Origin of the sequence: Vallitalea maricola, from assembly GCF_036985595.1 — a bacterium.
Lineage (GTDB): Bacteria > Bacillota > Clostridia > Lachnospirales > Vallitaleaceae > Vallitalea > Vallitalea maricola.
On the sequence record NZ_BTPU01000049.1, the window covers coordinates 24,807 to 34,022 of the forward strand.

9 protein-coding genes are annotated in these 9,216 nt (G+C 29.8%); all 9 read right to left on the bottom strand.

Annotated elements, in window-relative coordinates; genetic code table 11:
* Window positions 1-10: 10 nt before the first annotated feature.
* Window positions 11-1,927, bottom strand: coding sequence for a YgiQ family radical SAM protein (locus AACQ14_RS14515; RefSeq protein ID WP_339364304.1), 1,917 nt, complete (start codon window positions 1,925-1,927; stop codon window positions 11-13).
* 2 nt (window positions 1,928-1,929) lie between these two features.
* Window positions 1,930-2,952 (bottom strand): sensor histidine kinase, encoded by a 1,023-nt coding sequence (locus tag AACQ14_RS14520; protein ID WP_339364305.1) that lies wholly within the window; start codon window positions 2,950-2,952, stop codon window positions 1,930-1,932.
* A 79-nt stretch (window positions 2,953-3,031) separates the two neighbouring features.
* The gene (locus tag AACQ14_RS14525) at window positions 3,032-3,727 is read right to left on the bottom strand and encodes a response regulator transcription factor (RefSeq protein ID WP_339364306.1); all 696 of its coding nucleotides are present in this window, start codon (window positions 3,725-3,727) and stop codon (window positions 3,032-3,034) included.
* Between the two features lie 48 nt (window positions 3,728-3,775).
* Entirely contained in the window at window positions 3,776-4,447 is a 672-nt protein-coding gene (locus AACQ14_RS14530) for an HAD family hydrolase (protein WP_339364307.1), read from the bottom strand.
* A 107-nt stretch (window positions 4,448-4,554) separates the two neighbouring features.
* The gene (locus tag AACQ14_RS14535) at window positions 4,555-5,922 is read right to left on the bottom strand and encodes an RsmB/NOP family class I SAM-dependent RNA methyltransferase (protein WP_339364308.1); all 1,368 of its coding nucleotides are present in this window, start codon (window positions 5,920-5,922) and stop codon (window positions 4,555-4,557) included.
* Between the two features lie 34 nt (window positions 5,923-5,956).
* Window positions 5,957-6,646: a metallophosphoesterase gene (locus AACQ14_RS14540; RefSeq protein ID WP_339364309.1), complete on the bottom strand. Its 690-nt coding sequence runs from the start codon at window positions 6,644-6,646 to the stop codon at window positions 5,957-5,959.
* Window positions 6,647-6,683: 37 nt separating this feature from the next.
* Window positions 6,684-7,490: a GTP pyrophosphokinase gene (locus tag AACQ14_RS14545; RefSeq protein WP_339364310.1), complete on the bottom strand. Its 807-nt coding sequence runs from the start codon at window positions 7,488-7,490 to the stop codon at window positions 6,684-6,686.
* 93 nt (window positions 7,491-7,583) lie between these two features.
* Window positions 7,584-8,369 carry a M23 family metallopeptidase gene (locus tag AACQ14_RS14550; RefSeq protein WP_339364311.1) on the bottom strand — a complete coding sequence of 262 codons (786 nt, stop codon included), beginning with the start codon at window positions 8,367-8,369 and terminating at the stop codon, window positions 7,584-7,586.
* A 242-nt stretch (window positions 8,370-8,611) separates the two neighbouring features.
* On the bottom strand, window positions 8,612-9,088 hold the full coding sequence (gene rnhA / locus AACQ14_RS14555) for a ribonuclease HI (RefSeq protein ID WP_339364312.1): 477 nt from the start codon (window positions 9,086-9,088) through the stop codon (window positions 8,612-8,614).
* Window positions 9,089-9,216 lie beyond the last annotated feature (128 nt).

Below are 9,216 nucleotides of genomic sequence, written 5' to 3' on the forward strand. Positions count from 1 at the left end.
CACCTTACTTTCATTTTTTCTTTTTATGCACATTACGAATAGTTTTTCTTTTCTTCTTTTTCTCATCATTCTTGTTGGATTTCTTTTTAGTATTACCATAAGTATTTTTATTATTATAGTTACCATTACTTCCTTTTGGTCTTATTAGACAATCCTTGTCATAACCAATTAAATCTTCTCGACCAGTTAAAATCAAAGCCTCCTGTACTATTCTATAATTTTTAGGATTCCTATATTGTATCAATGCTCTTTGCATAGCTTTCTCATGAGGAGATTTTGGTACAAATACTTTTTCCATGGTTCTTGGGTCAAGTTCTGTATAATACATACATGTAGATAAGGTAGAAGGTGTTGGATAAAAATCTTGTACCTGCTCAGGCATATATCCCAGATCTCTTAAATAAATTGCAAGGTCAACTGCACAGTTAAGATCAGACCCTGGATGACTTGACATAAGATATGGAACTAAATATTGTTTTTTATTCAATTTTTTATTTATGTCAGTGTATTTCTTAACAAACTTATTGTATACGTTTACCTTAGGTTTACCCATTTTCTGCAATACTTTATCAGATATATGCTCCGGTGCAACCTTCAACTGTCCAGATACATGGTGTTCAACTAGTTCCTTGAAAAAAGTATCATCTGTATCTTTCATTAAATAATCGAATCTAATACCTGAACGCACAAAAACTTTATTAACCTTTGGAAGCTCTCTTAACTTTCTTAACAAACTTAAGTAATCAGAGTGATCTACTTTCAGATTATTGCATGGTTCTGGAAATAAACATTGTTTGTCTTTACATGCACCATATTTTAATTGCTTTTCACAAGCAGCATGTCTAAAATTGGCAGTTGGACCGCCTACATCATGTATATAACCTTTAAAGTCTTTATCACAAATAATATCCTTTGCTTCATTTATTATTGAATTATGACTTCTTGTTTGTACTACTCTTCCTTGATGGAATGTAAGGGCACAAAAGCTGCATCCTCCAAAACAACCTCTATTACTTATTAAACTGAATTTGACTTCTCTGATAGCAGGGATTCCTCCATCTTTTTCATACATAGGATGATAATCTCTCATATATGGTAAAGCGTATATACTATCCATTTCTGATTGGTCAAGTGGCGTAGAAGGAGGATTCTGTATAATATACTCATTATCTTTATATTGTTCAACCAATCTCTTTCCATTATAGAAGTCAGTATTATTATATTGAATCATAAAACTTTCTGCATATTTTTTCTTATCCTTTATAATATCTTGATAAGAAGGTAATTCAATGTAATCATATACATCGTCAAGATTCCTTGATTTATATGCTGTCCCTTTTATATAAGTTATATCTTTAATGTCAATACCGCTATCAAGAGCTTCGGCTAGCTCTATGATTGTTCTTTCACCCATTCCATATAATAGAATATCTCCCTGTGAATCAAGTAATATTGAACGCTTGACTTTGTTGCTCCAATAGTCATAATGGGCTAATCTTCTTAAACTAGCCTCTATTCCACCTAATATTATTGGAACATCTTTATATGCTCTTTTTATCAGATTTGAATAAACGATTGTAGCTCTATCAGGTCTTTTATTAATTACTCCACCTGGTGTATATGCATCCTTTTGTCTTTTTTTCTTTGCTACACTATAATGGTTAACCATAGAATCAATATTACCAGCCGAGACCAAAAAACCTAATCTAGGTCTTCCAAAAACAGTAATATCATCGGTAGTATCCCATCTTGGTTGAGGGATAATTCCAACTTTATAACCGTAAGCCTCTAAATATCTGCTTATAATTGCTACTCCAAAAGACGGATGATCTACATATGCATCCCCACAAATAAATGCGAAATCAACCTCTTCCCATCCTCTTTTTTCCATATCTGCTTTAATTATCGGTAAAAAATCTTTTGTCATTTTTATCTATCCTTTACTAGGCTTTTATCTATTTTGTTGAATGTTACAGTAAATATGGTCTTATTATCTTTACTGCTAACACTGATATCGCCATCATTTAATTCTACTATTGTCTTTGCTATGGCCAAACCTAATCCAGAACTATCTGAATCATGCGCCCTTGATTGTTCAATCTTATAAAATCTATTGAAAATAAATTCCTGTTGATACGCAGGTATTATATTATCATAATTAATAAAATGAATATATATCTTTTCACCTTCTGATTCAAGATTTATATCAATAAATTTACTATTTTCACCGCTATAACGTACCGCATTTGAAATCAGATTCTCAAATACACGGAATAATAATTTACTATCTGCTTGAATCTCATATTTCTCTTTTCCAAAATTTAATCTGCACTCTAGATCCTCTTTCAAAAAAAATGGGTAGTATTCAATTACTAATTGTTTTAATAATTCTTTTACATTAATATTAACTTTTTCAACTTCAATGCTGGAAGAACTATACTTAGTATAATTGAACAACTGTTCTATCATATTCTTTAATTGAATGGTCTTCTTGAAAGCTATATCTATATAATATCTAAGTTCTACTTCATCTTTATAATTATCATTATTAATCAATTCAAGATAACCATAAATAGAAGTTAATGGGGTTTTTAAGTCATGAGACAATCCTGTTATCAAATAATTTTTACTCTCCGTAGCTTCATGTTCTTCTCTAATCAATGTTTCAATCTGACGTGCCATATTATTAATATTATTTGCAAGTTGTCCCAATTCATCTTTATTTATCTTATCAATTTTGGCATCAAAATTACCCTTTGCTATTTCATTTACATTATAAGATATTTTATCAATATACTTGATTATCCTAGAAACTAGAATCAGCAAATATACTATGAATAATATTACTCCTGCAAAAATTATTGCTTGTTGGATTGTAATATACTTAGTTATAGTATTATATAGATTTCGTACTGGAGATTTGAATCTATTAGTATAAATTATTTGATACATTATATATAAAGTAATTACACTCAGCAAAAAACTTTCCACACAAATAATAACTACTTTAAATCTAATACTTTTAAGTAGTCTATTTTTCAATTTTATAACCTACTCCCCATATAGTTTTTATATATCTTGGATTCTTGGAATTATCGTTTAACTTTTCTCTTATATTCCTAATATGAACCATGACATTATTGTTAGCCTCGTAATATTTGTCATCCCAGATTTTTTCGAATATTTTTTCACTACTATAGACCTTACCTCTATTATGGGCTAATAGAACTAATATATCATATTCTGTAGGTGTCAGCTTTATTTCATTATCTCCTATTGATACTAGATGGCTATCTAAATCTATTAATAGATCATTTACTATAATAGTATTGTCTTTGTCAATGCTCGTATTATTTAGATACAAATATCTTCTAAGTTGGGAACGAATTCTAGCAGTTAATTCAATCATATTGAAAGGCTTACATATATAATCATCTGCTCCAATGCTTAATCCAACTACTTTATCTATGTCTTGTGATTTAGCACTTAACATTATTATAGGCACATTTTTCTTTAATCTGATCTGTCTACAAACCTCTAAACCATCCATATTAGGTAGCATAATATCTAATATGACTATTTGAATATCTTCACTCATTGCCATATCCAAGCCAATCTGCCCATCATAAGCTTGATATATATTAAATCCTTCATTCCCCAAGTTTTTTTTAATCAGCTCTGATATTTCCTTTTCATCTTCAACAACTAATACATTAATATCTTCCATTTATAATCACTATCCTAATAATCTTTTGTAAAACCTTGTATTATGTTATTATGCATCCTTTTTATTTCTAAATGATGATAACAACTCATTATAATCATTGATATAATAATCAGCCAACTTTTTCTTTTCATTATCCATATTTTTTGAATAATCATCATAGATAGTACATACTTTCATTCCTGCTTCTTTTCCAGATATAATCCCCTTTGGTATATCTTCAAAAACAAGACATTCCTCTGGTTCTACACCTAAATCTTCCGCTACTTTTAGATAGATATCAGGAAATGGCTTACCCCTATCCACTTCACATGAAGTTCGTATTGAAGTAAAATAATCAGCCATATTATACTTATCAATAACAACATTAACAAGGTGTTTTGAGTTGCTTGATCCAATACCCATTGCAATATCTTTCTCGGATAGGTAATCAAGAAAATCAATTATACCTGTTTTTAACTCTACTTTATTAATATAATAATCCCATGCCATATCATTCCAAGTTTTCTTAATCTCTTCAATAGATTCAGGAATTTTAAATGTCTCCTTGAAATAATGGGCAGTTTCGGTAAAACTCATACCTTCTATTTTATCTTGCAAATCATCGGGAAGTTCTATATTATATCTTCCAAGATATTCTATATCAATAGATTCCCAGAACCACATTGAATCAACTAAAGTCCCGTCCAGATCAAATAACACAGCTTTTATGTTTTTTAGCATATTATCACCCTTCTATATAAAATTTTGATTTCAAATTAATATTATTCAATTATATCATAATCGTGAACAATATTCCTATATCAAAATATTTCAATTCCAAGTTAAACTTATATCCATCTCCAGCCTGGGTAATATTTGTTCTTAAGTAGATTATTAGCCTTTTTTGCAAATCCCAACGGATAATTCTGAGTGCATACTAAATTCCACCCTTTAGCTCCTTTTACCTGTAATGTCTCTCCTTTCAGATACCTTATTACATTATCGTCCATTATATCCAAGTTCACAATGTTTTTGAATTGCTCTCGAGTCAATGAACAGGCAAATGCTTGAGATGGTTCAAATCTATTCTTTTTTATATCTCCCATATAAAGTCCTGTCCTAAGCAAACGAAGTCCCTTAAGTGCAGGAATTTCCTTTGGCATGTAATATAATTTTTCATTTATTACTTGAAGTCTGCTTCTATCAAACTTAACATTGAGGTACTCTTTTTCAAAATCTACAAATACCGAATATTCCTTTTCTCTAGTATCAATATCATATTTTTTGAATCTCTTTGTTGTTGCAGATTTTTTTTTATATAATAGCGCTACAAAATGACCTTCACCTTTAATCTTATGGGGCCATAATCTTACCGTTTTGCTTAAATCGTACTTATCACTGGAAGACCACTCAGTCTTTCCTCTATCAAATCCATCAAAATCAGGTAAGTCCACTAATTCAAAATCCTCATGTTCATCCAAAAACTTACTGATTGTTTTTTCATTTTCACTAGGCGAAAAAGTACATGTAGAATACATCATGTATCCACCAGATTTTAACATTTCTGCTGCATATGGCAATATACCATTTTGAATATCACTATAGTAATCAACAGATTCTTCACTCCAATTTTTAATCATTGAATTATCTTTACGAAACATGCCTTCACCAGAACAAGGGGCATCTATTAATATTTTATCAAAATACTCAGAAAAATAATTACTTAATTTTTCTGGAGTCTCACTAAGTACTATACTATTACTGATACCTGCTAATTCAATATTCTTAAGTAAACTTTTTGCTCTAGAAGCACTAATATCATTGGATACTAGAACGCCTGTCCCTTGAAGTTTTGCTCCTAATTCTGTACTCTTGCCTCCTGGTGCAGCACATAGGTCAAGAACTTTGTCATATGGTTCTATATTAAAGAGTTCTGCTGGTGTCATGGCACTAGGCTCTTGTAAGTAGTAAAGACCTGCATAATAATATGGATGTTTGGAAGGCATATCCTCCTTTGCATAATAATATCCATTGGAAATCCAATGAATTTTATCTAGATGAAAAGATGCAATTTTACCAAATTCATCTGTATCTATTTTTAAGTTATTAACCCTTAAACCATGCAAGCGTTCTTCATTGAATGATTCTATATAATCTCCATATTCATCCTTTAATAACCCTTTCATTTTTGCTATATATTTATCAGGTAAATTCAAATCCGGTTCTCCTCTCTATGTCAAATATAAGAAATTATTCTCCATCTATTATTTTTAATTTGAAATCCAAATAATCGCATGATACCAATATATATTCTACATCATCTACAACACCTTGGAGTCCCATTTTAAAACTTTCTTCTCCATGTAAATGACCATATATGACTTTATCAACGTTATATTCGTTATATAATCTAGTGAAATCAGAGGGTTCCAATTTGTCATTGGTTGGAGGAAAGTGTGACATCACATATATTTTATCAACTTGGTCTCTTATACTTTTTAGGGCTATCTCCATACGATTGACTTCTCTATTATACAACTTTTCGTCATCCTTGGTGAACTTAGTCTCATTAGGACATATCCAACCCCTAGTTCCACAAATAGCAATATTTTTATATATAATACTGTTATTCTGTATGAAATCCAACTCCTTATACATTGTTGATACTTTGCTTAGAGAGTTCCACCAATAATCATGATTTCCTTTAACGAATATTTTCCTGCCTGGTAACTGTGATATGAATTTTATGTCTTCTCTTGCTTCCTCTAATTTCATTGCCCAAGATATATCACCGGGAACTAGAACAAGATCATCATCTTTTACTCTTTTCTCCCAATCATTTTTTATTTTAATATAATGTTTATCCCAATGTTGTCCAAAAACTTTCATAGGCTTATCATTACTAAAACTCAAATGTAAATCACCTATTGCATAAATCATATAAACATCCTTTCATAAATACTGTAAACAAATATTGTCAAATCAGACTCTGCGCTTTGTATCCAGCAGCTAACATATCCAATCTCTTATTAAATTTATCTAGCTGTTCAAAGTTACCTTTATCCCATAGATCATAAAATTCTTCTTGAATATGTTCTACTTCTTTTATATCATTACATACTTTATGCAGATTCTGAATATTATTCAATATATCAGCAATAACACTAGACTTAAGCTGGAATAGATTCTGTGCTTTTATTATCTCATTTCTAATTATAGACATTTCTTGATCTAATTTAAACGCAGCTTCAGCAGCATTAGTCAATCTCTTTTGAATCTCCTCTGGAATGTTATGTTCATATTTGTACTGTAATGAATGCTCAATGGTAGCCCAGAAATTCATTGATAAAGTTCTTATCTGAATCTCAGCCTTTATCCTCTTGGCACCAAGCGCTGTATGAACATCATAATATACTATCATATGATAGCTTCTATAACCACTTCTTTTAGTATTTGATATATAATCTATTTCATCTTTGATTTCCATATCTTTTCTACTTCTTATTATGGCAACTACCTTATCAATATCTTCAACGAATTGACACAAGATCCTAATACCTGCTATATCTTCAATCTTTGCCTCTATCTCATTGAGGGGTATGTTTTTTTTCTTAGCTTTTTCTAATATATTTGATATTTTCTTAACTCTGCCAGTAACATATTCTATAGGTGAATATTGTCCTAACCTTCTATTTTCATGCACTATACTAGCAAATTTAACTTTTAATTCCTCTACTGCTTGCTGATATGGGATTAATATCTGCCTCCATAATTGAATTTCCAAGACGCACCACTCCTTGTAAATATATAAATTTACTCCATAAAATACCAGTATCAGTAATATTATACCATACGTAAATATAAAATTCAGACTTTATTAAAAAGTTTTCTCTATTTTATTATCTTCCATATATCTTAGTACCCAGTAAGGGTTTATCCAGAATTCCTCAGAACTATCTTTTATAGGTAAAGATATTCCTAAGTGAAGATGAACTTCAAATTTTCCACATGTACCTTCTTCGCCATAACCGCTATTACCCATATATCCAATAATATCACCTGCTTTTACCTTACTTCCTTCATTTATACCTTTTTCATATTTATCAAGATGCGCATAATAGAAATATCCTCCATGAGGGGCTCTGATTCCTACTCGCCAACCTCCTAATTCCAGCCAACCGATTTTTTCTATATCTCCATCAGTCATACTGACTATTGGAAAATACCCTCGTTCATCTTTACTGTCAACTATATCTGTACCATAATGCTTTCTTTCTCCACCATATGACCTATCTGCTTTCCATGAATTACAATACCAATAACTTCTTGAATCCTCTCTCTTATTTTCTGGTATTGGAAAATATTTTATATCAGATAAAACCATACTGTATAATTTTTCTATTGCTTTTATATCATTAACTTTATCATAATATTTTTCATCATAATCATAAGTAACACTATCTACTTCATAATTATTATATTTCATGTATGAAGAGAAAAATTTTATGAAATCTATGCTGTTATCTTCACAATAAGTTTTAATTTCTTTAATGGATTCGTCAGTTATATTGAATTCAGCTATCTTATCAGCTTTATCCAAGGATTCAATTTTAATATGTTCTATTTTCTTATTATCTTTATTATATAATCTTTCTAATAACATTGAATTGAAAAAAGCGATAATAAAAATAAAGATCAAAAGTTTATATATAGTATTTTTCATATACAATAATTAATCCTAGTTTTTTTATAATATATGATTCAGTAAAGTTAAAATATAACTGATTTAGAAATGTGAGTGTTTTTAATTAACAAATATAGATAAATAAGCTGCTTTATAATAATTATTTTAATAATATATTATAAAGCAGCCCTATATATAAATAGCTACATTCTCTTTGTCTATTATCTTTCATCTTCAATTAGATTTGTTCCATCTGCTGCACTTGTTGCCAAACTGTCACATCTTTCATTTTGTGGGTGTGAAGCATGTCCTTTAACCCAGTTAAAAGTAACATCATGATTATCTTTTGCAGATATTATTTTTTTCCATAAATTTACATTCTTGACATCTTCTTTCTTTTTTCCTCTCTTCCAATTATTCTTAATCCAATTATTTAACCAACCTTCATTAAATGCTTTTACAATATATTGGGAATCTGTATATAAATTAACCTTACATGGCTTTTTCAGTGATTCCAATCCTCTTAAAACACCCATTAGTTCCATTCTATTATTTGTTGTATTTTTGTAACCACATGATAATTCTTTAATGTGTTTGTTTCCTTTCATATCAAAATATTCTAAAACGACTCCATAACCTCCAGGTCCATCTGGATTTCCTCTACAAGCACCATCAGTATAGATATTAACTTCTTGCATAATTATCCTCCAAAATAGTATTTTATGTGATACTACCTAATTTTTATAAACTCATTTTAACATAATTTACTAAAAGTGTATACGAATTTATAATCTTATTAGAAAAAGTCTACATCAAAAAACCCTCT